The 24,432-nt window shown below is 62.4% G+C and carries 21 protein-coding genes; 8 read left to right on the forward strand and 13 right to left on the reverse strand.

Going from position 1 to position 24,432, the window contains the following annotated elements:
- The first annotated feature begins 124 nt into the window (after positions 1-124).
- The gene (locus HWY05_RS29340) at positions 125-649 is read left to right on the forward strand and encodes a hypothetical protein (protein WP_051981075.1); all 525 of its coding nucleotides are present in this window, start codon (positions 125-127) and stop codon (positions 647-649) included.
- On the forward strand, positions 646-1,077 hold the full coding sequence (locus tag HWY05_RS29345; RefSeq protein ID WP_035560223.1) for a PPC domain-containing DNA-binding protein: 432 nt from the start codon (positions 646-648) through the stop codon (positions 1,075-1,077). The genes HWY05_RS29340 and HWY05_RS29345 overlap by 4 nt, the downstream gene beginning before the upstream one ends.
- 35 nt (positions 1,078-1,112) lie before the next feature.
- Here the strand turns inward: HWY05_RS29345 and HWY05_RS29350 are convergent, their stop codons facing one another.
- The 12 genes from HWY05_RS29350 to HWY05_RS29405 form a co-directional block, all read right to left on the reverse strand.
- On the reverse strand, positions 1,113-2,312 hold the full coding sequence (locus HWY05_RS29350; RefSeq protein ID WP_035560220.1) for a PLP-dependent aminotransferase family protein: 1,200 nt from the start codon (positions 2,310-2,312) through the stop codon (positions 1,113-1,115).
- Between the two features lie 193 nt (positions 2,313-2,505).
- Positions 2,506-2,994 carry an SRPBCC family protein gene (locus tag HWY05_RS29355; RefSeq protein ID WP_035560216.1) on the reverse strand — a complete coding sequence of 163 codons (489 nt, stop codon included), beginning with the start codon at positions 2,992-2,994 and terminating at the stop codon, positions 2,506-2,508.
- Between the two features lie 67 nt (positions 2,995-3,061).
- Positions 3,062-6,712 (reverse strand): amino acid adenylation domain-containing protein, encoded by a 3,651-nt coding sequence (locus HWY05_RS29360; protein ID WP_176060509.1) that lies wholly within the window; start codon positions 6,710-6,712, stop codon positions 3,062-3,064.
- A gap of 10 nt (positions 6,713-6,722) precedes the next feature.
- A complete protein-coding gene (locus tag HWY05_RS29365; RefSeq protein WP_035563951.1) occupies positions 6,723-7,649 on the reverse strand; it encodes a diiron oxygenase in 927 nt (308 codons plus the stop codon).
- Between the two features lie 84 nt (positions 7,650-7,733).
- Complete coding sequence (locus tag HWY05_RS29370; protein WP_035560210.1) at positions 7,734-8,516, reverse strand: DUF3050 domain-containing protein; 783 nt, start codon at positions 8,514-8,516, stop codon at positions 7,734-7,736.
- A gap of 537 nt (positions 8,517-9,053) precedes the next feature.
- Positions 9,054-10,439, reverse strand: coding sequence for an amidohydrolase family protein (locus HWY05_RS29375; RefSeq protein WP_176060510.1), 1,386 nt, complete (start codon positions 10,437-10,439; stop codon positions 9,054-9,056).
- Between the two features lie 89 nt (positions 10,440-10,528).
- Positions 10,529-11,869 carry a nucleobase:cation symporter-2 family protein gene (locus tag HWY05_RS29380; protein ID WP_035560204.1) on the reverse strand — a complete coding sequence of 447 codons (1,341 nt, stop codon included), beginning with the start codon at positions 11,867-11,869 and terminating at the stop codon, positions 10,529-10,531.
- Positions 11,870-11,984: 115 nt separating this feature from the next.
- Positions 11,985-13,085, reverse strand: coding sequence for a GTP-binding protein (locus HWY05_RS29385; protein WP_176060511.1), 1,101 nt, complete (start codon positions 13,083-13,085; stop codon positions 11,985-11,987).
- A 40-nt stretch (positions 13,086-13,125) separates the two neighbouring features.
- Positions 13,126-13,734, reverse strand: coding sequence for a UbiX family flavin prenyltransferase (locus HWY05_RS29390; RefSeq protein WP_176060512.1), 609 nt, complete (start codon positions 13,732-13,734; stop codon positions 13,126-13,128).
- Positions 13,731-15,125, reverse strand: a complete 1,395-nt coding sequence (locus HWY05_RS29395) for a UbiD family decarboxylase (RefSeq protein ID WP_176060513.1) — start codon at positions 15,123-15,125, stop codon at positions 13,731-13,733. Before HWY05_RS29395 ends, HWY05_RS29390 begins: the two co-directional genes overlap by 4 nt.
- A 116-nt stretch (positions 15,126-15,241) precedes the next feature.
- Positions 15,242-16,168 carry an amidohydrolase family protein gene (locus HWY05_RS29400; RefSeq protein ID WP_012428924.1) on the reverse strand — a complete coding sequence of 309 codons (927 nt, stop codon included), beginning with the start codon at positions 16,166-16,168 and terminating at the stop codon, positions 15,242-15,244.
- On the reverse strand, positions 16,168-17,124 hold the full coding sequence (locus HWY05_RS29405; protein WP_176060638.1) for an amidohydrolase family protein: 957 nt from the start codon (positions 17,122-17,124) through the stop codon (positions 16,168-16,170). The genes HWY05_RS29400 and HWY05_RS29405 overlap by 1 nt, the downstream gene beginning before the upstream one ends.
- Before the next feature lie 239 nt (positions 17,125-17,363).
- Between HWY05_RS29405 and HWY05_RS29410 the strand changes: the two genes are divergently transcribed.
- Positions 17,364-18,251 carry a LysR substrate-binding domain-containing protein gene (locus HWY05_RS29410; protein WP_176060514.1) on the forward strand — a complete coding sequence of 296 codons (888 nt, stop codon included), beginning with the start codon at positions 17,364-17,366 and terminating at the stop codon, positions 18,249-18,251.
- Here HWY05_RS29410 and HWY05_RS29415 read toward each other — a convergent pair.
- Positions 18,238-19,134 (reverse strand): LysR substrate-binding domain-containing protein, encoded by an 897-nt coding sequence (locus HWY05_RS29415; protein WP_176060515.1) that lies wholly within the window; start codon positions 19,132-19,134, stop codon positions 18,238-18,240. The genes HWY05_RS29410 and HWY05_RS29415 overlap by 14 nt on opposite strands.
- Before the next feature lie 140 nt (positions 19,135-19,274).
- On the opposite strand from HWY05_RS29415, the gene HWY05_RS29420 reads away from it, so the two are divergent.
- The 5 genes from HWY05_RS29420 (at position 19,275) to HWY05_RS29440 (ending at position 24,406) form a co-directional block, all read left to right on the forward strand.
- Complete coding sequence (locus tag HWY05_RS29420; protein ID WP_035560188.1) at positions 19,275-19,802, forward strand: (2Fe-2S)-binding protein; 528 nt, start codon at positions 19,275-19,277, stop codon at positions 19,800-19,802.
- Positions 19,803-22,076: a molybdopterin cofactor-binding domain-containing protein gene (locus HWY05_RS29425; RefSeq protein WP_176060516.1), complete on the forward strand. Its 2,274-nt coding sequence runs from the start codon at positions 19,803-19,805 to the stop codon at positions 22,074-22,076.
- A 96-nt stretch (positions 22,077-22,172) separates the two neighbouring features.
- Positions 22,173-22,739 (forward strand): TetR/AcrR family transcriptional regulator, encoded by a 567-nt coding sequence (locus HWY05_RS29430; protein WP_035560182.1) that lies wholly within the window; start codon positions 22,173-22,175, stop codon positions 22,737-22,739.
- 159 nt (positions 22,740-22,898) lie between these two features.
- Positions 22,899-23,324: an organic hydroperoxide resistance protein gene (locus tag HWY05_RS29435; RefSeq protein ID WP_035560179.1), complete on the forward strand. Its 426-nt coding sequence runs from the start codon at positions 22,899-22,901 to the stop codon at positions 23,322-23,324.
- Between the two features lie 59 nt (positions 23,325-23,383).
- Positions 23,384-24,406, forward strand: coding sequence for an alpha/beta hydrolase (locus tag HWY05_RS29440; protein ID WP_035560176.1), 1,023 nt, complete (start codon positions 23,384-23,386; stop codon positions 24,404-24,406).
- The last annotated feature ends 26 nt before the right edge of the window (positions 24,407-24,432 follow it).

A 24,432-nucleotide genomic window follows, 5' to 3' on the forward strand; every position in this document is an offset into this window, starting at 1 on the left:
GCATGCGACCGCGGCGTTATGCGCGCGGAGGCTTGCCGTGCTTCGCGTCTCAAGCATTGCGCGCCAATGGCATTGAAGTTGCTAAATAGGGATGTCGTAATTACCTACACTTCCTATGACGTCAATGACAGAAGCTTTCCGCCATCCGGGCGCAGCCGCTTACCCGCGGGTGTTGGCCACGGTAGTGCGGGAGCCGCGCGAATTGCGCGTTGAAATACCCAGCGGACGAAACGCCGGCACGGTGCTGCGCGACCTGATGATGCGCCACGGTTTCTGCGGCGCGACTGGCCGCATCTGCAGCGGCACGGCGCGCGCGTTGCAGTACCACGTCGTCATCAAGGCGGCGCAGGGCGAGCGGCCCTACATCTACGGCAGCCCTACCATGGAGAACGACGAAGTCGCGTTGCTGCACGGCGCGGTAACGATCGGTAAGGACCGTGCGGGCTGCGTCGCGCTGCATTGTCACGGCGCGTTCGTCGGCGGAGACAAACGCCTGCACGGCGGCCACGTGATCCTCGATCGCCTCGAAGTGGGTAGAGAACCGCTGGTGCTCCGGCTCTGCGCGTTTTCGCATGGCGGTTTTACGCAGTACATCGACGAGGAAACCCGCTACACACTATTTGGCCCGACGGCGGAGGATGCGGCATGACTTCGCTATCCAACTCATCCGAGGTCAAGCTTGAAACAGGCAGTTACGGACGCACCGTGATTGCGCGCCTGAAGCCGAACGAGGACATCGTCGAATCGCTCGAACGCTTGTGTTCGCAATACGGCATTGGCCGCGCGGTGGTGCGCAGTGCGGTCGGCAGTTTGATCGACGGGCATCTGGCCAGCGGTACGGGCGCTTCGCTGGCCACGCAGATCGTGAAGGGGCCGGGCGTCGAGATCGTCGGGTTGTTCGGCGAAGTCGCGGGCGCCGCGCTGGGGCGAGACGACATGGGTACGACGGAGCTCACCGCCATCCTGTCGGGCACCGATAGCCAGGTGTTTGCCGGGCGCGTGGTGCGCGGCATGAATCTGTCGTTCATCACCGTGGAGGTGACGTTCCAGGAGTGGATCGCGGACACAACCGTCTAGGCAATGGCGGGCGGTGAATAGCCGCCCGCCATGCGTTACGACAGACGCGCCGCCACGATGCGTCCCAACGTTTCGACACCGCAGCGAATCTGCGCCGTCGTCGCAGTGGTGAACGACAGCCGCAACGTATTGTGCTGCGGCTCGGCCGCATAGAACGCGGCGCCCGGCACGAACGCGACGCCGGCCTGCATCGCCGCTTCGAACAGGTCGAAGGCGCTCAGCTGCGACGGTAGCGTGACCCACAGGAACATGCCGCCTTCGGGCCGGCTCCATGTCACGCCCGGCGGCATGTGCATCCCGAGGCTCTCCAGCATCACCGCGCATTGCTCGCGATAACGGGCCTGCAATGCGTGCAGATGCGGCTCGAGAAAGCCCTCGGTGAAGACCTGGTGCGCGATCCGTTGGGTGAGCCCGGCGGTGTGCAGGTCGCTTGCCTGTTTCGCCTGCACGAGTTTGACCATCAGTTCTTCCGGTGCGATCAGGTAGCCTACGCGCAAACCCGGCGCCAGGATCTTTGAAAACGAACCGAGATAGACGACCGCGTCGGGCGCCATTGAATGAATCGACGGCAGTGGACCGCCTTCGTAGACCAGCTCGCCGTACGGATCATCTTCGACCACGAGCAAACCCGTTTCGAGCGACAGGCGTGCAAGTTGCCGGCGCCGTTCGAGCGGCAGCCGCCGTCCCGTCGGATTCTGAAAATTCGGTTGCGTGTACAACAGGCACGCGCCGCGCAATTGAGCCGGCGACAACAACTCGGGAATCAAACCGTCCGCGTCGCTCGCCAGTTGTTCGAAGTTCGGCTCGTATTGCGAGAACGCCTGCACCGCACCGAGATAGGTGGGTGTTTCGACCAGCACGCGGCTACCCTGGTCGATCAGCACGCGCGCCACCAGATCCAGCGCTTGCTGCGAACCGGTGGTGATCAGCACTTGTGACGCTCGCACCGGCGAACCGTTGCGCGTGAAGCGCTCGGCGATCGCTTCACGCAGCGGTGTGTAGCCTTCCGACGGGCCGTATTGCAGTGTGCCGATTGCGTCGGTGCTGAGAATGCGCTGCGTGACTTCGACAATGCGCGCGAGCGGCAGCGCATCGGGTGACGGCAGGCCGCCGGCGAATGAAATCATATCGGCGCGCTCGGTCACCTTGAGCAACTCCCTGAGCGCGGAATGCGTCATCTGCTGTGCACGTCTCGCCAGTTTCCAGCGGCCGACAGGCGGAATGTGTCTATCCATGGCTTCGGGCTCGAGATCGATGATGGGTGGGGCAGGGCAAGCCGGCGGCGCCATGGCCGTCCGTTTCGCGGTGGCCCCGAAACGCTGATCCGGCAGGTTGACGCGCCCTCGCAGCAGGCTTGCGGCGCCGCTGCGAGGGCGTAGTGCGGCTGCGGCTGCGCGGTCGCTTCACCGCTTACCGCAGCGCTCGCGCCTAGTTGAACATCGCGCGCAGGTTGTCCATCGCCATCTTCAGGAAGTCGACCGCGAACTTGTCGAACGCGGGCTGATCCTTCGGGTCGCCTGAGCGTGCTTCGCCGGCGATCCGGTAGGTGGCGGTGCAGGCGTTATCGCCGCGCGGCACGACTTGCATCGACGCCCACATGTTGCCGATGTCGAACGTGGTGTAAATCAGCGTCCACGTCATCGTCATGTTCTGGTCATCGCGCGAATTGAGTTGCTCGACCACCAGATCGCCGCCGGCGAAGAACTTGTTGCGCAACGAGCGCAGTCCAGTCGCCGTACCGGTCATTTCGATACGCTCGAGGCCGGTGACGAAGCGGTTATAGCCGTCGAAGCGACCGACCGTTTCCCACACCTTGCGAGCCGGTGCGTTGAGTTCGGCGATTCCGGCATGGACGGTTGTGCCGAGGTTGTGGATCAACGTGTCGGGGCGCAGTTCGATCCGTACTTTCTGCTGCATGATGCTCTCCTTGAGGGTTGGGGTGACGCCTGGGTGAAGCCGGGATAAAGCGGGGGCAGTGCAAGGGTCAGGCCGATTGCGCGGCATCGTTCGACGCAATCTGTACGTCGGCGAGCTTCCTTTTCGTTGAAGCCGATGCAGAAGCCGGCGGCGGCACGGGCAGGAAGCCGCTCGTCACCAGATAGCCGAAATGCGCATCGAGCAACGCCGCGTCTTTCTCCGGATACGCGAGGCCGAGCCGGTCCAGCGTGGTGGCGGTGACGTGGTGTTCGATTCGCGCCATATCGCCGATGTCCTCCTGCGAGTCGTCGAGGTAGAACGCCACCACGTCGAACAGCGCATTGGATTCGTCGATCGACATCAAGCGGTCGCGCCATACGGCGGGATCTTCGAGCGCGAGCAGGTAGCCGAGGCGCGACAACGTGCCGAGGTAGCCTTCCCACGTCAGCGGTTGTGGGTTCTGGAAGTGAAAGGCTCGCTGTTCGCGCTGCGGATCGATGCTGCAAAGCACGATCGCGCGGGCGAGGAAATCGACGGGGCTGAAATCGAACGCAGTGTCGCCGGCCGGTGCGAAGCCGAGTTGCAGCGAGCCCTTCACGAGCAGCAGCACGCGGTTGCGATCCGGCAGGCACAGCCCACTGCGCGCGACGCCTGTAATGTTGCCGGGCCGTAGAATCGTCGCGTCGATGCCGCGTTGCGCCGCCTCCCAGACCAGATGCTCGGAAACCCATTTCGTCACGTTGTAGCCGTTGTTGACGAACGCGGGCGCGTCGAGCGACGGACCGTCTTCGATCAGCTTGCCGTCGCTGTCGGTCGCGCTCGCCGCCGACAGCGTCGAGACGAAATGCAGCGACTTGTTGCGCCGCTCGCACGCGAGCCGTAGCAACTCGAGCGTCGAAGCCACATTCGCGCGATACAGGAACGGGTAGTCGTACACGTGATTGACGTGCGCGCCGTTGTGATAGATCGCGTCGATACGCTCGGCGAGTTGCTGCCAGGTGTCCTTCGACAAACCAAGGCGGTCTTCGGCAAGGTCTCCGGTGACGACCTTCAGGCGTGGATGACCGGCGAGCGCGGGCAGGCCGTTCGTGCGGAACGCCGTGTCGAGGCGCGCGCGACCCTCTTCGTCGTTCTTCGCACGAATCAGGCACCACACAGTCGCATCGGTTTGCTCGATCAGTTCGGCGGCGATGAAGCTGCCGAGAAAACCGTTCGCGCCGGTCAGCAGCACATTGGCCAGGTTGCGCGGATCGGGCCGTAAGCCGTCGAGCGGCCGGATCTCGTCTGGCAGACGCATGTCGGCGAACACGCGCGGCGGAATCCGGTCGCCCTTCTTGCGATCACGGTCGGTGAGCAGCGACGCCAGCGCTTCGATAGTCGGCCGTTCCATGAAGCGCGCAAGCGGCGCATTGCCGGCCATCTGCCGCTTGACGGCGAGCATCAGGCGCGACACCAGCAGCGAGTGACCGCCGAGATCGAAGAACGAATCGTGACGGCCGATTTCCGGTTCGTCGAGGTCGAGCAGCGTGGCCCACAACGCGCGCAACTGACGCTCGGTCGGGTTCGCGGGTTCGCCGTCGCGCGCTGCCGCAGCGGCGCGTTGCGACGGAATCTGCGCGAGCGCGCCGCGGTCGATCTTGCCGTTGTTGGTGGCCGGCAGCGCGTCGAGCTCAATCGCTTCGTGCGGCAGCATGTAGTCGGGCAATTTAACGGCGAGCGCGGCACGCAAAGCGTCGGCCGTGACGGTTTCGTCGCGCGGTTTGCTGACGAAGATGCGAATCCGTTTGCGTTCGTCGACGACGCACGCGCACTGGCTGAATAGATTCGTGGCGAGCGCGGCGTTTTCGATTTCGCCGAGTTCAACCCGAAAGCCGCGGATCTTCACTTGCGCATCGCGCCGGCCGATGAAATGCAGTGCGCCCTGCTTGTCCCATTGCACGATGTCGCCGGAGCGGTACAGCGTTTCGTTGTGCGCGTTCGGCCACACGCCGTCGGCGCTCGCGTACGGATTCGGCACGAAGCGCTCGCGGCTCAGATCGGCGCGGCGCAGGTAACCGTCGGCAACGCCCGCGCCCGCCACGCACAGCTCGCCTGCTTCGCCGGTGCGCACCGGATGACCGCTTTCGTCGAGCACGTAGCAGCGGACATTCGCGGTCGGGCGACCGATCATGCGGTTGTTGTCGCTGGCTTGCAGCCGCGCGATCGTGACCAGCACCGTGCATTCCGCCGGGCCGAAGATGTTGTGGAACTGACGCGTCGCGCCAAACCGCGCAATGGTCTCCGGAAAGCAGATGTCGCCGCCGGTCAGCAGATGCTTCAGATCGGGCCAGTCGGCGGGTGGCATGACGGCCAGCAGGGCGGGTGGCAGGAATGCATGCGTGAGACGCCGCTCGGCGATCAGGCGGCTCAGATCGTCGAGGGCGTGACGCTGCTCTTCAGTCGGAATCACCAGCGTCGAGCCCGCGAGGAAGGTCGGGAAGATGTCGAGCAGCGACACGTCGAACGCAACCGTGCAGAACTGCAGCACGCGCGAAGCGGCGTTCAACTCGATGTAATCGCGGTACCAGTGGCAGAAGTGCACGATGTTGCGATGCGTGAGCATCACGCCCTTCGGCACGCCGGTCGAACCCGATGTGAAGATCGTGATCGCGCAGCGGCGCAGACGGTCGGGATCCGCTTCGACGGGCCATGCGGCGCGCTGAATATCGACGCCCGCCGCATCGAGTTGCGTGAGGCGCACGATGTTCACCGGCAGACCGTGCAGCGCGGCGGCGTCGAACGTGTCGTCGGTGATCAGGCAATCCGCGTGCGATTGCTCCAGAATCAGCCGCACCCGCTCCGCCGGGAACGACGGATCGAGCGGCAGGTACGCCGCGCCCGAGCCGATCGCACCGAGTATCGCAACGTACAACAGCGACGATTTGCGCAGTCGCACCGCAATCACGCGCGGGATGGGCTCCGCCTCTGCCGCAAGGACCCCGGGCGCCGGCGCCCCGGCTGCCAGTTGACCGGCCAGCTTCATTGCCGCGCCGACGAACGTGCGGTAAGTGACCGTACCGTGTTCATCGTGCAGCGCAATCGCCTCCGGCGTGGCGCGTGCGGTGCGCGACACCATTTCCGGCAGCGACGGATCGAGCTCGAATGGCCGTGCGGTCTGGTTGGTCGCATGCCAGCCCGCCAACGCACGAAGGTCGAGCGTGAGTGCACCGCCCTGGTCCGCGGCGACTAAGGTCGGCAGTACGTTTTCGTTCAACGCATCGCGTCCAAGGAGGCTGACGATTTCAGCGAACAGCTCTTCGGCCGTTGCTTCGATTTCGGCGACCATGTCCGCGCCGCACAGCGTCGGCGTCAGTTCGATCGCACGGCCGGCGATTTGCCGAACGGCGCCAGCGCGGTCCTGCGAGCGCCATTCGATCGATACCGTGGCGGGCGGGAACGTCGTGGACGTCGCGTGAAATTCGAGCGTGCGGCCGGCGTGATAGCGCGCGTCGCCGGCACGCTCGGCTGTACCGCAGCGCACCCGCCATTCGACCGCGAGCGGCGCGGCGGCCGCGTGGGTCGTCCCGGGTTCCGCGATGCCGAGCACCTGCGCCATGTCGAGCAACGGACCCGGCTGCGTGTCGGCCGCCTGCACCATGTGGCCGACGTCGTGCAACAGCGCAAGCAGATTTGCGCCGAGCCGGTTGTTGCCGCTGACGGCAAAAGTTAAGGTTCTCATGCACCGCTCCTCACAGGTACGCGGCAATTGCCGCGCACGTGGGTTCGTGTTCCAGCAATCCCGCCATCTTCAGAAACTTGCGGATATTGACGATCATCGGATGCGTACTGGTGATCGGATAAGCGCCGACCATGTCGTTCGCGATCTGCTCGCGGCTCGCCTGCGGCAGATCGAGTGAAGCGATCAGACGGCGGTCGAATTCGAGCTGCAACTCGTTGGTCAGGTACTCCTTGAGGAAGTACGGCAGGCCGAGGCCGAGCGCGATCCGCGCCGGCTCGCCGATCTGCGACCAGTAGAGCTTGACGAGGTTGATCCAGAACACCGAATGACGGCCTTCGTCGGCAAGGTGATCGGCCATCACGCCTTTGACCGAGCGCTTGAGCGTGGCGTCGCGCGAGAACGCCGCGACCTCGGCGGTCACGGTGTTCTCCGATATCGCGACCGCCAGCAATTCCATACCGGCGGCATACTCAGCCGGCACGTAGGCGATCGCTCGCGGAATCGCACGCGACAACTCGATCTCCTTGTTCTGCTCGATTGGCGCGATGCCCGTGTTGCGCTCGACCTGGTCGAGATAGTCCATCGCGACGTACGCGTGATAGTGCTCGTCGATCACCACCGACATCGCATCGCTCTTGCATGCAAACGGGAAGTCGAACGGAAAGCGGCTCTTGGCGATTGCGAGCGCGGTCCGGTTGACGATCTCCGTTTCGAAGATGATCACGTCGTTGATGTACTTGTAGAAGCTCTGCAACAGGATGTAGTCCTGCACACGCGAACCCGCGTCCACGATGGTGGGGTGCGCGTAGAGCGGCTGACGTTCGATCGGGTAGTAACTGAGCGCGTCGTCTTCGACGATGCGCCGGGGACGCGAGCGGATCGTCGCGCGCTGTTCCCACTGATCCGCGTGACTGACGTAACTCTGGAGTGACATCATGGCCATTGCCTCAGAAGAGTATTTGAACCGGAAGACGCGGACGCCCGGCAGTCGTACTGCCGCCTTGGGCGCCGGCGCCGGAACTCAGGCAGCGATCGCGTCTTTCTGGGCGATCAGATGCGCGTGCAGCCCGTCCCATAGGCGCAGCCTTTCGTCGATCGCGGCAACGCCCGCTTCGAGCGCTTCACGCAACTTGCGTTCGTCTCCGCCGGCGCCCTCGGCGATCATTGCGCGCGCGGCCGGGCCGTGTTCTCCCGAATCCACTTCGATGTGACGGTCGAGGTAGTAACTCAGCAGCGGCACGCTGGCGCGCTCGATCTTCCAGCCGGCGAGCAGCGTGCGGAACATGTCGGGAATCGCGTTTTCGCGACCGTAGAAAAAGTTGCCGAGCACTTGATGCGTCGCGCCTTCATAGCAGGTCGCGAAGGTCGAGCTGACGAAGCGGATCACCGGCGCGGGGGCTTCGACAGTGCTGAGCGCGCTATGAACGCTGGCGCCCTTTGACAGCAAGCCGATCATCCGGTCGATGCGCTCGGTGCTCGCGCCGACATCGCGCATGGCGTGCAGATACAGGTCGAAGTGGCTCATGTGGCCCTTCGGCGTTTCGTCGCATTCCTCGCCGAGCACGATCTCGTTGATCAGCCGTGCGGCGTTCGCATTGCGAGGAGCGATCCACGGCAGCGTGATGGTCGTCAGATCGGCCTGCAGACGTTTGACGAGCGACATGAAATCCCATACGGCGAACACGTGCCACTCCATGAAGGTGCGCAGACCCTGAAGGGTTTCGATCGAGTGAAAGATGGGGTGATGGGCGAGCGCCGCATGTTGTTTTTCGAGCTGCGCTTCGAGTTTCTCAATGCTGTTCACGATAGTCGTCCTCAGTATGTTTCTCAGGTATCGATAAGGAAATACGACAGCGGGGGGCAACCGTCGTCGCGGAATCAATAATGCAAATTCAATGCCAATCGTGAGAGTGCATTTAATAAGGTTTTTTGTTTAAAACCGGGGATTTTTGTGAACAGGTGGTATTTCAGGTGTCGTGTGTTTTAAACACGTGTCGCGGAGATATGCGTGGCGGATTTGTAATTTGCAGATTGGGAAAATAGAGAGATCTTTTTATTTCTATGCTTATGGCATGAATTTAGGCCATAAAGGCATTCAGGAAGAGACTTTGGGGTAATTTTTTTGGAAGACTGATGCGTATTGGATTTATAAAAATCACCCCCTTCGAGGTGATTTTTATAATTTATGCGTGTTGATTATATCTGGATGGGAATTATTTAAATAATTTACCGTCCGGATGGTCGGATCAATATCTGGGAATTTCGATTTTTTATTCGACCGCTATTGGGTCAATTCATAAGACGGTCGTCACTGTGTCGTACGCGTATCTCGGCGCGTTCCTCAATCGGCTAGTAGCCGCTTCACACCCTCCGCGGCGTCATGGCGAAGCGCGTCGAGATCGAGGCCCGGAATCACGCCGTTGTCCACTACCAGGCGGCCGTTCACCACGTTGTAGCGCACGCGTGCCGGCTCGCCCGCCGTCACGGGCGCCACTGCCAGATCGTGAAAGCCGTTGAAGCGCAGATCGCTGACGTCGTAGAGCACGAGGTCCGCCGCCTTGCCCACTTCGAGCGTACCGACCGCGTCGAGACCGAGCACGCCCGCACCGCCCGCGCTGCCCCAATGAATCGTTTCTTCGACCGTGGTCGCCGCCGCGCCTTGGGCCGCGCGATGAACGAGCCACGCGAAATGCGCTTCGTTGGTCATGCTGCCGGATTCGTTCGACGCCACGCCGTCCACGGCCAGCGACATCGGCACGCCGGCCGCGGCCATTTGCGGAGCGGGGGCAATACCGCTGCCGAGCCGCGCATTGCTCACCGGACAATGCGAGCAACCGCTGCCGGTTTCCGCGAGCAGGGCGATCTCGCTGGGCTGCAGATGCACCAGATGCGCGAACCACACATCGGGGCCGAGCCATTCGTGATCGGCGACGAACTCGACCGGTAGCTTGTTGAAGCGCTCCTTGCAGAAGTCGACATAGCGGGTCGTCTCCGATAGATGCGTATGCAACCTCAGGCCCATCCGACGAGCCGCCCGCGCGACTTCCGGCAGCAACTCGGGGGGCAGGGAGAACGTCGGCGTGGTGGGCGCGACGACGACGCGGCGCATCGAAGCATCGCCCGCATCGTGATAGCGCGCCTTCAAACGCTCGATGTCGGCCAACATCTGATCGAGCGTTTCCGGTTTGAGCGCGAGCTTGGAAAAACCGGGGTGATCGCCTGCCGCCTGCAAAGCGCCACCGCGGCACAACACGAAACGCATACCGAACGACGCCGCTTCGTCGAACAGCAGATCGCCGGTTTCGGTGCTGCCTTCCGCGTGATAGAGATAGTGGTGATCGGCGCAGGTCGTCACGCCGGAGAGCAGCAGTTCGGCCATGCCGAGACGTGCGGCGACGCGCGCCAGATCCGGCGTGAAGCGCGCGAGGCGTGGGTACGGCACGGCGGCAAGCCATTCCTGCAAATCCGCATTGATGCCGGACGGCACCGCCTTCAGCAGGTTCTGGAACAGATGGTGGTGGGTATTCACCCAGCCCGGATAGACGACGCAGGACCGTGCGTCGATCACGCGTTCGTCGGCGCGAGGAGTGAGATTTGGCGCGATGGTCTCGATCCGGCCGTTGCGGATTCGCAGATCAACCTGGCCTAAACGCGCGCGGTCTCCGTTCATGCCGCTCATCACGGCGACAGGGTTCTTGATCAGCAACGCTTCAGTTTGCATGCTCATGATTCAATGTCCTTTCAGTTACCGCGAAGCGGCCGCGCGCGTTTTGCCGCGCATGAAACCCGTACGAGCGCCGCGCGGAGGTCGACCGTCTATTCGCGGACCATGTTATGGGCGGGCACGACTTCTTCTTCATGCGCGCCGTTGAGCACCGCGTTCAGCACGACGGAGACAAGGCACGCCAGCACCACGCCGCTGTGCAGAAACGGTTGCGTCCAGTCGGGCATGTGTTTGAAAACCTGCGGCGCCATGACCGGAATCAGCGCCGTGGCGATCGTGAAACCGACGATCAGCACGTTGTAGCGATTGCGCTCGAAGTCCACCTTCGCCAGCGTCTGCACGCCGGCTGCGACCACCACGCCGAACATCGCGATGCCGGCGCCGCCGAGCGCTGCCGACGGCGTCGAGGCCACCACCGCGCCGATCTTCGGCACCAGCGCCACCACGCACATCAGCAGACCGCTGATCGCCACCACCCAACGGCTGCGTACGCCCGTCAGAATGACGAGCCCGACGTTCTCCATGAACGCGATGAACGGAAACGCCGCGAACATGCCCGCAATCGCGCTCGCCAGACCGTTGGCGCGCATGCCTCGCACGACGTCGTCCTCGCTGACTTCCTTATCGACGATATCGCCGATCGCGACGAACAGGCCCATCGATTCGACCATCTGTACGACCATGACAACGATCATCGTCAGCACGGGGACCAGCGAGAACACGGGCGTGCCGAAGTGGAACGGCAGCGGCATCGTGAACCACGGCGCGGCGCCTACGCTCGCGAAGTTGCCCATGCCGAGCGAGCACGCCAGAATGCCGCCCGCGATCAAGCCGATCAGCACCGACAGATTGCGCAGGAACGGTCCGGCGAAGCGGTTGATTCCGAGAATCACGATCGCGACGAACAGCGTGACGCTGAGAAAGGGCAACGCGCCGAACTGCTGCTGCGCGGCCTCGCCGCCGCCCGCCCATTGATACGCGACAGGGAATAACTGCAAGCCGATCACGGTTACGATGCAGCCCGTCACCACAGGCGGAAAAAATCGTCGTAAGCGTCCGACCAATGGCGCGGCGAACATCGTGAAGAGACCCGCGCCGATCACCGCGCCGCATACGCCGGCAAAGCCGACGCCGGGACTCGTGCCGATCGCGATCACCGGGCCGACGCTGCTGAACGCGACGCCTTGCAGAATCGGCAGACGCACGCCGAACTTCCAGAAGCCGACGGTTTGCAGGATCGTCGAGATGCCCGAGCAAAACAGGGCCGTGCTGATCAGCACGGTCGTGTCGGCCGGCGACATCTTCAAGGCCGACGCAACGATTAGCGGCACCGCAATAGCGCCGATATAAGCCACCAGCATGTGCTGCAAACCCAGCGTGATCATCTGGCGCTTCGGCAGGATTCGATCGACGGGGTGTAGGGCGGTGTTCATGGCGTGTCTCCCATGCAAGAGGGTTGCTGCGATTGTGGTTGTCGATCGGCGCGCGAGGTCATGCCGCACGGCGCTGGCCGTGCAGTCGTGGTTCACGCGTCGGTCGGATCTCCCGTCAGGCCGCAACCGGCACGGCAAGACAGGCGTGGAAGCGGTCGGTCAGCGCGGCGCGATCGAGATCGCGGCCGATGAATACGATGCGGCATGAGCGTGGTTCGCTGCCCCACACTTGCGCCGCGCGCAGTTCGATGACGTTGTGCACGCCCTGCAGCACATAGCGGTGCGACTGGCCTTGCACGGCGAGAATGCCTTTCATCCGGAACAGGTTGGCGGCGTCGGCGTCGCGCAGTTCAGCGAGCCAGGTTTGCAGCGCGTCGAGGTCGATGTCGGCGTCGACTTCGATGCCGACCGAGGAGACGCTTTCGTCGTGCTGGTGGTCGGCATGATCCGCGTGCTGGTGGTCGTCATGTTCGTGTTCGTGGTGGTCTGCGTGCGCCTGATGCGTGTCGTGCGCGTGCTCGTCTTCATGCAAACCGTCGGACTCGACCAGAATCTGCGAGAACTCGTTCGCGCCCACGCCGAGAATCCTGTCCAGATCGATTTGCGCGTAGCTCGATTCGACGATCTCCGCCGTCGCGTTGAGTCCGCGAATGCGCTGCGTTAGCGACGCAATATCGTCGGGGCCGACCAGATCCACCTTGTTGATCACGATCCGATCCGCGCACACGATCTGATCGACCGCCTGGTTGTCGCTGCCGTCCAGCACCAGATCGTCCAGATGCGCGGCGATATGCTTCGCGTCGACCATCGTGACGACGGCGTCCAACGTCACCTGCTTCGCAATCGGATCGTCGAGAAAGAAGGTCTGTGCCACGGGATACGGATCCGCAAGCCCGCTCGTTTCGACGATGATGTGATCGAGCCGGTCCGGCCTTTCCACCAGCATCCGCACGATCCGCACCAGATCCTCGCGCACCGCGCCGACGCAGCACACGCAACCATTGGTCATTTCGTAGATCTCTTCGGTCGATTCGAGCACGAGGCCACCGTCTATCCCGATCTCGCCGAACTCGTTTTCGATCACTGCGATCTTGCGGCCGTGCTTTTCGCGCAGGATGTAGTTGAGCAGCGTGGTCTTGCCGGCGCCGAGAAAGCCGGTCAGCACCGTGACGGGGATTTTCTCGATGTCGTTGTGGGTGGTGTGAATGTGATTCATGACTCTTCTCCGTGTCGTCGTTCGTGCTGCGGTTCGGCTATCAGGCGGGTTTCGGTGCGGGTGCGGGTGCGACTGCGGGTGTTTCAACTTCTCGCCAGCGTTTGACGGTGCCCGCTTCGAGACCGAACAGATCCAGCACACGGCCTAGCGTGTGGTCGATCATCTGGTCGAGCGAAGCCGGGCGCGCGTAAAACGCCGGTACGGGTGGCGCGACGATCGCGCCCATTTCGGTGACGCCAGTCATGTTGCGCAGATGGGCCAGCGTGTACGGCGTTTCGCGCGCCAGCAGCACGAGCGGTCGACGTTCCTTCAACGTGACGTCGGCGGCGCGTGAAATCAGTGTCGATGACATGCCGCTGGCGATCTCGGCGAGCGTCTTCATCGAACACGGCGCGACGATCATGCCCATCGAGCGGAATGAGCCGCTGGACATGGCTGCGGCCATGTCGTCGCAACGATAGGTGGCGCTGGCGAGTGCGCTCACGTCGGCGAGCTTGTAGTCGGTTTCGTGCGTCATCGTGAGTAACGCGCTGCGTGAGACCGTCAGATGCGTTTCGATATCGAGCTCACGCAGCAATTGCAGTAGACGCACGCCGTAGATAAACCCGGACGCGCCGCTAATGCCGACTACCAGCCGCCGCGTGCTCATCGTTGTGCTCCGGCGGCGCGAGCCAGGATGTCTACGGCGCGTTGCGCCGCGTGTTCGCTGATCTGCGCGCGGATGCCGTCGAACTGCGAGCCGCGCGTTGCGTCGATCCCCATGCGCGACGTCGTGCCCGCCGCCGACGATGAAGGATCGAGCGGACTGCCCGGCAAGCCGTCGACGATAAACACGTCCTGGTGCGGCTGGAAGTGCGTCGCGATGGCCCACAGCACCTGCGAGTCGTTGGTGATGTCGATATCGCTGTCCACCGCGACGACGTTCTTCAGGTACGGGTCCCAGCCGAGCAGCGCAAGCATGATCTGACGCGCTTCGCCGTCGCGTGTCTGATTCAGTGCGACGTAGCAGTGAAAGTGCGTGCCCGAGTTCGGGTAGTGCAGCGCGGTGACGGACGGAAAGCGCGCCTTCAGCTTTTCGCTCATCTCTGCTTCGCGGGGCAGGCGGGCCAGCGTTAGATGCTCGGCGTAGGGACCGCCGACTACGTCGACGAGCCACGCGTCGTTGCGTCTTATCATCGTGTCGACGCGCAACACATTGTTGGTCGAGCGATCCGACGAATAGCCGGTGAATTCGCCGAACGGGCCTTCTTCGGCATGCGCGTCGGGATCGATCGTGCCTTCCAGCACGAACTCGGCCGATGCAGGCACGCCAATGCCATAGCGCGGCGTGCGCACCAGCTCCAGCGGTGCGCCGAACAGAGCGCCTGCAATGGCGCGCTCATCCGTGCCGAACGGAACGCGCGCGGCGGCGGCCAGCATGAACAACGGATGCGCGCCGATCACCATCGCGACCTTCAACGTGTCGCCGCGTGCTTTGGCGGTTTGCAACATGCGCCAGAGGTGGCCACGCGAATGCAGGCTGGTGGCGAGTGCATTGCGCGCGTGCCGCATCGAGCGGTGATAGCTGAGATTGGCGACGCCGGTGATCGGGTCTTCGGCGACGATCACCGCGTTGGTGATGTACGGGCCGCGGTCGGTGTCGAAGTGACGGATCATCGGCAACTGCGCGAGATCGACGGCGTCGCCTTCTATGACCTGATCGAGAACGGGACCACTGGAAACATATACGGGTGCAACCGGCGCATTGGCACGCTGCTGATACGCATCGAACAAACCGGATGCGTCGATATCGAAGAGCCGCGCAATGCGTGTGCGTGAGGCAAAGAAATTGGTGACGAGGGTTGTGGAAATTCCATCGACGTGGTCGCAGACCAGCATCGGATGTTGTCCACGTGTCGCAAGTTCCGCGACGACGGCCGTCACGTCCTGATCGGCTGAAAGCGGCTGCGTGAGCGTCAATACATCGTCGGGATAGTGCTCGCGATACGCAAGCGCAAAGCGATGGAAATCCTGCGTGGCGCGGAAGAGGTTATCCGCCATAGTGAACTCCGTCCAAAGCGAAAGCTAAAACTTGAGCGATAACGAAAACGAAAGAGGACACCGTGTGCGAGGCAGGAGCGGTGAAAATCGCGCCCGCCTCGCGACGCCGACGAGCCTTAAGCGGGCTGCGTGACGTCGTTCACATACGTGGCTTTCAAACGTTTTTCCGCTTCGGCGAGATCCTTCGGCGGCTTGGTCGGTTCGATGCCGACCAGACGGGCGATGTTGTTGCCCATGTAGTCTTCGAGACCGTCTTCATCCAGATTCATGCCTTGCGGCGCAGGACCGCACAGCATTTCCAGTTCGCGCAGCCACATGCCCGGCTCATTCGGCGGCGAGTCCGTACCGAACACGATCTTGTTGCGCGGCAACTCGCGCGCGAATTCGACGATGCGCGACTGGTAGCACCAACCGGATTCGCAGTACACGTTCGGCGTATCCATCGCCATCCAGAAGGCTTCGAACGAATAGTTGCCACCGGTCTGAATCCCGAAGTGACCGATGATGAAATTCACCATCGGGAATTCGCGGATGATCGGGTAGAACTGCGTCGGGATCGTGTACGGTCCGTCGCCGGTATGAATCAGCACCACCACGCCAAGCTCCGCGCATTTCTTCATGGCGGGACGCAACCAGTCGAGCGCGCGATCCGGCCGGTAGCCGTGCATGTTCGCGTGCAGCTTGAGCATCTTGAAGCCGTACTCCTTCACGTGGAATTCGAGTTCGGCGGCGCCGTTTTCCGGACCCCAACGCGGGTTGTACGTGAAGTTGCCGATAAAACGATCGGGGTACTTCTGCGTGAGTTCGGCGATATACGACATGTAGTCGCGAATGCCTTCGCGGCCGCGCCGATTGCCGTCGCGGTAGCCGGTGTTGCCCGGCGGCGGCTGAATGAAGCCCATGTCGATACGGCGCGGCTTGCCGTTGATGATGTACGGACCGTCCATCATCTTCAGCAGGCGTTCGCCGGTGAACGGCTCGCCGGTATGGCGCCAGGCTTCGTCCACGAGATTGGTGGGGTGCAGATGGGTATCGATGATCATCAGCGGGCTCCTGCGTAGTCGGCCTGGCCGGCGTGTTGCTTCACGGCGCCGGCATGTTGTTTCAGATAGGCTTGCGCTTCCTCGACGCTTCGCGGCGGCGCGCTCGGTTCAAGTCCGATCATGCGGGCGAGGTTGTTGCCGAGGTAATCCTCGAGCGTGTCTTCGTCGAGGTTGAGGCCTTGCGGCGGTTCGTGACACAACACTTCGAGCAGGCGCAACCACATGCCCGGCTCATTCGGCGGCGTGTCGGAACCGTAGAGAATCTTGTGCGTAGGCAGTACTTTCGCGAATTCGACGATTCGCGATTGCAGGCACCAGCTCGATTCGCAATACACGTTCGGCGTATCGAGCGCCATCTGATACGGCTCGAAGCAATACACGCCGCCCGTCTGCACGCCGAAGTGCGCCATGATGAAATTCACCGACGGGAATTCGCGAATCAGCGGATACCACTCGCTCGGAATGCTGTACGGACCGTCGCCGGTGTGCAGCTTCACCAGCAGGCCGAGATCCGCGCACTTACGCAGCGCGGGGCGCAGCCAGTCGAGCGCGCGGTCGGGGCGGTACGCATGCATGTTGGCCTGCAACTGCACCATCTTGAAGCCGTGTTCTTTCGCGTAGAACTCGATCGCTTCCGCGCCGTTCTCGGGACCGCAACGCGGGTTGTAGACGAAGCAGCCGATCAAACGGTCCGGGTACTTCTGAACCATTTCCACGGTGTACGCCATGTAGTCGTCTATCGACTCGCGGCCCGAGCGTTCGCCATCGGTCCACGTATAAATGGTGTTGCCTTGCGGCGGTTGAATAAACGCCTTGTCGATGCGACGAGGTTTGCCGTTGATGAAGTACGGCCCGTCCATCACCTCGATCAGACGCTCGCCGGAAAATGGCTCGCCGTCATGGCGCCACGCGAGGTCGACCAGGTTGGTCGGATAACAGCTGGTGTCGATGATCATGTACTCGATCTCCTTGAGAGGAACTGGTGTATCCAGTTGCCGGATCGCGGGCAGGCGCATCGATGGACTCAGCCCATTGGGCTGACCCATGCGGCCCTTTGCAAGGCGCATTTTTGTGCGCCTTCCCCTCGCCGGCATCGAGTGTCACACTGATGTGCACTGCTGCTTGCGATGCAGTCTCACAAGAGAAAAACGCTCTGTACAATATTTTTTAACCACGATCTTGATACGTTTGCGATATGGACATCCGGCTGTTGCGTTACTTCGCGGTGCTTGCCGACGAACTGCATTTCGGCCGGGCAGCCGCACGCCTGCACATTTCGCAGCCACCTCTCAGTCAGCAGATTCGCATCCTCGAAGAGGAGATGGGCACCGCGTTATTTACGCGTTCGCAGCACCGTGTTGAACTCACCGATGCAGGGAAAACACTTAAGGAGCAGGTGCCGTTGATCTTCGCGCAGTTCGAACGCGCGATCGATCTGACGCGTTGCGCGGGGCGCGGCGAAGTGGGCAGTCTCGAGATCGGCATCATCAGTTCGGCGATGGTCGAACCGATTCCGCGCGCGCTGCGGGTTTTCGCGGAGAAGCATCCGCAAGTGCAATGGACGTTGCACGAGATGACGCCGGCCGCGCAGATTCTCGCGCTGAAGGAGCGGCGTCTCGATGTGTGTTTCTTCCGCGTCTCGCATGAGGACGCGGAGATTCGCAGCGAGGTGGTGATGCGCGAGACGGCCGTGGTGGCATTGCCATTGGGGCATCCGCTCGCCGCGCGTGACGAACTGGCGTTGCGCGAGTTGGAGGCGGAGCGTTTCGTATCGTTCGGGTTGCGGCAGTCGCAGCTTGCGCGCTTCTTACAGGACTGCTGCGTCGAAGCAGGGTTTACGCCGCAAATCGAACAGGAGGTGGTCGAGGTGCATACGCTGTTGTGCCTCGTGCGCGAAGGGCTCGGCGTGGCGTTGCTGCCTTCGTCGACGCGGCAATTGTCCACTGGTGGCGTGGTGTTCGTGCCGGTGGCCGCGCCGCGTCCGGAAGTGTCGCTGCATGCGCGGTATCGCGCCGAGGCGCCGTCGCCGGTGCTGGCGTTGTTTCTTGAGACGGTGCGGGAGGTGGCGGCTAGCGTGAGCTGACCGTTTGCGCGACCAGTTCGCGTATCGCGTCGATCAACGGCGCGACCCGCTCTGCTTTGTCGCGTGGCCAGACGGCGTACAGGTTGTAGTGCGTCGGAATTTCCACCTGCGTGAGTTCGATCAGCGTGCCGTTGCGGATCGCGTCGGCGGCGAGCAGGCCGCGCGCGAGACCCGCGCCCACACCGGCGCTGGCCGCCGCGATCAAACCGGCGGCGTTATCGAAGACGGCGACCGCATCCGGCTCGACAGCGGGCATGCCGGCCGCGGCGAGCCAGGGAATCCATGAGCGTTTCGTGTAGCCGAGCAACGGCAACTCCAGCAATTGCTCGGGCGTGAGCGGCGTGTCGAGGCTGCGCGCCGGCAGCAACGCAGGCGAGCCGACCGCCGTCAACCGGTCGGTGCAGATCAGCGCGTTTTCGAAACCGTCCCATTCTCCATACCCGTACCGCAGCGCGATATCCACGCGCTCGAATGCGCTGCGTTCGTGACGCGGTGTGGACAGCACCGTCAACGACGTGCCGCTCAGCGTGCCGAGCAAGGCGGGCAAACGCGCGACCAGCCAGCTTTGCGCGAGTTCGGGGTCGACGTCGAGCGTGATCGACTGCTTGACCGTGCGCTCCTTGACCGACGACAACGCGCGGTCGATCTGCTCGAAGCCATCCGCCAGCTGGTTCGCGAACAGCACACCCGCGTCGGTCAACACCACGCGGCCGCTTTCGCGCACGAACAGCGGCTGGCCCACGAACTCTTCGAGCGTGCGGATCTGCTGGCTGATCGCGCTGTGCGTGAGCGACAACTGCCGCGCCGCGCTCGAAAAACTGCCGACGCGGGCGGCCTGCAGGAACGCCTGCATCGACTGAAGGGACGGGTAGCGCTTCAACATGGGTGTTAGCCGGACTTACGGGTGATGGAAGAAATCGTCGCTGGCGCTGGGCTTAACGGCTTTCAATAATGGCCGCAAGCACGCGGCCCGTGCGGCCCTCGCACGCACCGCGTCGCACAACGACATTCAGGAGACAGCGCATGATCGAGATCGTGGTCAACGACACGCGGCACTCGCTCGACAATGTACCGGAAGACATGCCCCTGTTGTGGGTGTTGCGCGACCGGCTCAGGTTGACCGGCACGAAGTTCGGCTGTGGCGGGGGTTTTTGCGGCGCGTGTACCGTGCATCTGGAAGGTGAGGCGGTGCGCTCGTGCTTGCTGCCGGCGGTGGCGGTGGCCGGTAAGAACATTACGACGATAGAGGGGTTGTCGAAGGACGGCCGGCATCCGCTGCAACTGGCCTGGGTCGCCGAGGATGTGCCGCAGTGCGGCTACTGTCAGTCCGGCCAGTTGATGCAGGCGGCCGCGTTTCTCAAGGATAAGCCGACCGTCAACGATGAAACCATCTCGACGGCGATGTCGGGGAACATCTGTCGCTGCGGTACGTACTCGCGGATTCGCAAGGCGATCAAGCGAGCGGCGTCGGGCGATCCGGCACTGGCCGAGGTGGTGATGCCTGCATGCGCGGCGGCGTGCGCGGCTCACGCTGCGGCTGAGGAGGCTTGAATGCGCAACGATAAAGATGCGCTGGCAAGCGCGCGCGGCGCAGCGCGACGTCGGTTTATCAAGCAGAGTTCGGCGTTGTTGGCCTCGGGCCTCGCGATTGGTTTCCAGTTGCCCGAAGCGCTGGCTAAAGGCGAGAACGCAAGCGGCGATCCGCAGCCGTTACCCGGCGAATTCGAACCGAATGCGTGGGTCCGCGTGCTGCCCGACGATACGATCAAACTGGTGGTCCACAAGCACGACTCGGGCACCGGCACGCGCACCGCATTGGCTGCGGTGGTAGCGGAAGAGCTGGACGTCGATCCGTTTCGTGTCGATGTGATCACGCCAGAGAATCCGTTTTTTGGCGAATACATTCATCCGCTGTGGAAAGTGTTTTCGACGGGCGGTAGTACCAGCGTGTCGCTCGAATACGATCGCTTGCGACGTGCGGGCGCGACCGCGCGGGCGATGTTGATTGCGTCGGCGGCGAAACAGTGGAATGTGGCGCCGTCGTCGTTGACGACGGACAGCGGCTTCGTGGTCGATCCGGCGAGCGGAAGGCGCGCGAACTATGGTTCGCTGGCGAGCGTCGCCGCGCAATTGCCGGCGCCGAAAGACGTCGCGTTGAAAGATCCGTCCCAGTTCAAATACATCGGCAAATTGCAGAAGAAACGCGGCGCGGCGCAGAAGGCGATGGGCGCGTTTCCGTACAGCATCGACGTGCTGTTGCCGGGTTTGCTCGTGGCGGTGGTCACGCGAGCGCCGGTGATCAACGCGCGTGTGCGTAGCGTGGATGCGAAAGATGCGCTGGCCGTGCCCGGCGTGCGGCAGATCGTGCAGATTCCAGGGCGGCCGGATATTCTCGGCGGCAATCAGGCGGGCGTTGCAGTGTTAGCCGATGATTACTGGTCGGCGCATAAAGGGCAAGCCGCGTTGCGGGTGGAGTGGGACGACAGTCCGCTCGAGACTTTCGACAGCAGCACGCTCGCCGCGCAGCAGGCCAGATGGCTGGACGATCCCGCCGCGCGTGTCGTGCCGACTATTCAGCACGGCGACGCGGGCACCGCATGGCCGCATGGCGCGCGCGTGATCGAGGCGGCGTATTCGATGCCGTATAAAGCGCAGAATCCCTTGGAACCGATCAACGTTACCGCGTGGGCGAAAGACGGTGGCATTGAGTACTGGGGTGGATTGCAAGTGCCTTCGACGGTACGGGAGGCGGCTGAGGTGATCGGCGCTATTCCCGCGGATCGCGTCGTATTGCATGAGCTCGTGTCGGGCGGCAGCTTCGGGTCGCGCGAATCGAAGTACTGGCTCTTCGAAGTGACGTGGCTCGCGCTGAAGGTCGGTAAACCGGTCAAGCTGATGAACAGCCGTGAAGATGAAATGCGCGCGCTTTACTATCATTCGGCGAGTTATCACCGAGGGAAAGCCGTGCTCGATATGCACGGCAATCTGAGCACGCTGCAATTGCGTGCGGTGATGCCGGCTTCGCCGGAACAATGGGAGCCGGGTTACTTCGATCGTCCTGACCGGATGGATTACAGCACCACCGAAGCGATCAGCAAGTATGAGTTCGCTTACGACGCGCCGCATGTCGATATCGGTTGGGTGCGTCATGAAACCGGCGTGCCGACCGGCTGGTATCGCGCGGTGAGTTATATCCCGAACGTGTTCGCGGTTGAGTCGTTCATGGACGAGGCGGCACATGCGGGCAAGCGCGATCCGGTCGATTTTCGGCTCGCGCATATGAAAGACCCGCGACATCAAGCTGTTCTGCGTGAGGCCGCCGCGCGAGCCGGTTGGGGTAAGCCGTTGCCGCCCGGTACGGCGCTCGGTGTGGCGACGAATCAGGCATACAGCAGCTATGTGGCCGTGGTTGCGCGAGTGAAGCGTAACGGGGATAGCGTCGTGATCGACAAGCTCACCTGCGTCGCGGATTGCGGGTTGGCAGTGTCGCCGGGTGGCGTCGAGGAGCAGTTGTACGGCGGGCTGATGTGGGGCGTGGGGCACGCGATGGGCGATCGCATCGATATTCGTCACGGGCAGGTCGAGCAGAAGAACTTCGATACCTATCGCGTGATGCGCATGACGGATATGCCGGAGATCGATATTCAGATCGTGCAAGGCGATCCGGCGAAGCCGGGTGGGGTGGGGGAGTTGTCGAGTCCTTCGGTTGCGCCGGCGGTGGCGAATGCGGTGTTCAGGTTGACGGGTCAGCGGTTGAGGGACACCCCGTTTGATTTGAGCAAGGTGGGCGCTCACGCCACGGTCAAGGTGAAAGCCAGCGCATAGGTCGACCCAGACCGTTTTGAACCCACGAGCGCCCGTGTCACGCACGGGCGAAAAAAACGCTTGACTACCTATCTGCAGGTAGATAAAGTGCAGTCCATGAACACGCCATCGCCCGTACGCTCGCAGATTCTGGACCACGCAGTCACGCTCATCATGCTGCGCGGCTACAACGGTTTCAGCTACCGTGACTTGTCCAACCTGGTTGGAATCAAGACGGCGAGCATCCACTACTACTTTCCGTCGAAAGACGATCTGGTATTGGAAGCGGTCAGTTCGTACAGTGACGAAGTGCTGAGTTCAATGAACGCGATTGGCGACACGTTGCCCGCGGACGCCAAGCTCAGCAAGTACACCAAGCTGTTCGGCAAGACCTTGGGCGACGGCGATCAGATCTGCCTGTGCGGCATGCTCGCAGCTGACATCGAGTCGCTGCCGGACGACATCAGACAGGCAGTGCAGGCCTTTTTCAAGGCTAACGAGCGCTGGCTCACCAAAGTGCTGGTGCAAGGCGTTGAAGAAGGAACGCTGGCGATCAACGGTAAGCCTGAGAACGCCGCACGGGCGCTTTTTGCCGCCTATCAGGGCAGCGTGTTGGCGAGCCGGTTGTTCAAGACCAAGGCCCGGCTTGAAGACGTCGAGACCACGGTCAAGGTTGTCGGGTAATTGCAATGAAAGGAGGTGGCGAGCCACCTCTTTATCTGGCCCGCTTGTCTATCTACATGTAGATAAGTGATGTAGGGGAAGCAATGGATTTCAAGTTTTTGTGTTAGTGCAAATCTATCTAGTAGTAGATTGATAAATCAAACTTTTAGGAGTCTCATCATGTCGATTGAAACCGTTCTCTACCGCGCTCACGCTCACGCCACCGGAGGCCGTGACGGCCGTGCGGTCGTCCCCGAAGGCAAGCTCGACTTCAAGCTCGTCACGCCTCGTGAACTGGGCGGTGCCGGCGGCGAGGGCGCAAATCCCGAGCAGTTGTTCGCCGCGGGTTACAGCGCGTGTTTTCTCGGTGCAATGAAGTTCGTCGCGGCGCGTGACAAGATCGCCCTTCCGAAGGATGTCGCGATTGACGGCAGCGTCGGCATCGGTGCGATTCCGAACGGCTTCGGTATCGAAGTCGAACTGAAGATTTCGCTGCCGGGCATGGAGCGCGAAGCGGCTCAGACGCTCGTCGACAAGGCCCACGTGGTCTGCCCGTATTCGAACGCCACCCGCGGAAATATCGACGTCACGCTCACGCTTGTTTGAGCGGCGAATCCCGTCTTACCTTTAAACGAACTCAACTAATCAACTGGAAGTAGCGAACCATGAAGACCTTCAAGCCCCTCATTCTTGCCGCCGCCGTTCTCGCCGCCAACACGAGTTTCGCCGCTACGACGAGCCCGGCAACGCCCGACGCCGTCACGAGCCAGTTCCTCGCCGCGCTCAACAGCGGAAAAGGGCCGGCAATCAACACGCTCTCGCCGGCGAAGGCCCGCGAGGTACTGGTCGGCGCGCAGAGCGGCGTGAAAGTCGACCTCTCCGGTATCGACGTGTCCAACAAGACGATCGAACAGGACGGCATCAGCGTGCCCATTACCATCGTCAAGCCGCAGGGCGCGACGGGCACGCTGCCGGTCTTCATGTTTTTCCACGGCGGCGGCTGGATTCTCGGTGACTTCCCGACGCACGAGCGACTGGTGCGTGATCTCGTGGTGCAGTCGGGCGCGGTGGCAGTCTTCGTGAACTACACGCCTTCGCCCGAGGCGCGCTATCCGGTCGCAATCAACCAGGCCTATGCTGCTACGAAGTGGGTGGCGGCGCATGGCAGTGAAATCGGTGTGGACGGTAATCGGCTCGCTGTGGTCGGTAACAGCGTGGGCGGCAACATGGCGGCGGTGGTCAGCTTGATGGCGAAGGACAAGCACGGTCCGGACATTCGTTTCCAGGGATTGATGTGGCCCGTCACGGATAACAACTTCAACGATGGGTCGTATAACGCTTTTCCCGAAGGGCACTTCCTGACGCGTCCGATGATGAAGTGGTTCTGGGACGCGTACACGAAGGATCAGAATCAGCGCAACGAGATCTATGCTTCGCCGTTGCGCGCGTCGGTGGATCAGTTGAAGGGACTGCCGCCCGCGTTGATTCAGGTTGCGCAGAATGATGTCTTGCGTGATGAGGGCGAGGCTTACGGCCGCAAACTCGATGCGGCCGGTGATGAAGCGACGACCGTGCGGTATGACGGCACGATCCATGATTTTGGTTTGCTGAATGTGCTGGCGAATGATGCGCCGACGAAGGCCGCTACTCGTCAACTCGCGAATGAGTTGAAGGCGCGGTTGCAATAAGTGTGTGTGCCGCGGCTTGATGGGGG

The organism is Paraburkholderia sp. BCC1876, assembly GCF_902833695.1.
Taxonomy (GTDB): domain Bacteria; phylum Pseudomonadota; class Gammaproteobacteria; order Burkholderiales; family Burkholderiaceae; genus Paraburkholderia.